1 pseudogene is annotated in these 262 nt (G+C 62.2%); it reads right to left on the minus strand.

The features are described from left to right. A pseudogene (locus tag ACY9Z2_RS19120) lies at window positions 1-262 on the minus strand (hypothetical protein); the annotation flags it as partial.

A 262-nucleotide genomic window follows, 5' to 3' on the forward strand; every position in this document is an offset into this window, starting at 1 on the left:
GAGGCGCGACGGGACCGTGTAGAAGACCTTCTTCAGCGTGAAGCTGCTGGTCGAGGTGACGGGGACAATGCTCTCCTCATAGTCGCCGGTGCGAAGCTGCGGGAGCGGCTGCAGCGTTGCGCGCTCGGCATCGATACGAGCCGCGTTGCGTCGGTTCTTGCGCGCGACGATCTCGTCGATGAAGGCGCGATAGGCGGTCAAATCGTCGAAGTCGCCGGATCCGCGCATCAACAGTGCGTCGTTCACGGCATATTTGAGATGG

It is taken from the genome of Virgibacillus sp. GM2-2, assembly GCF_055329585.1.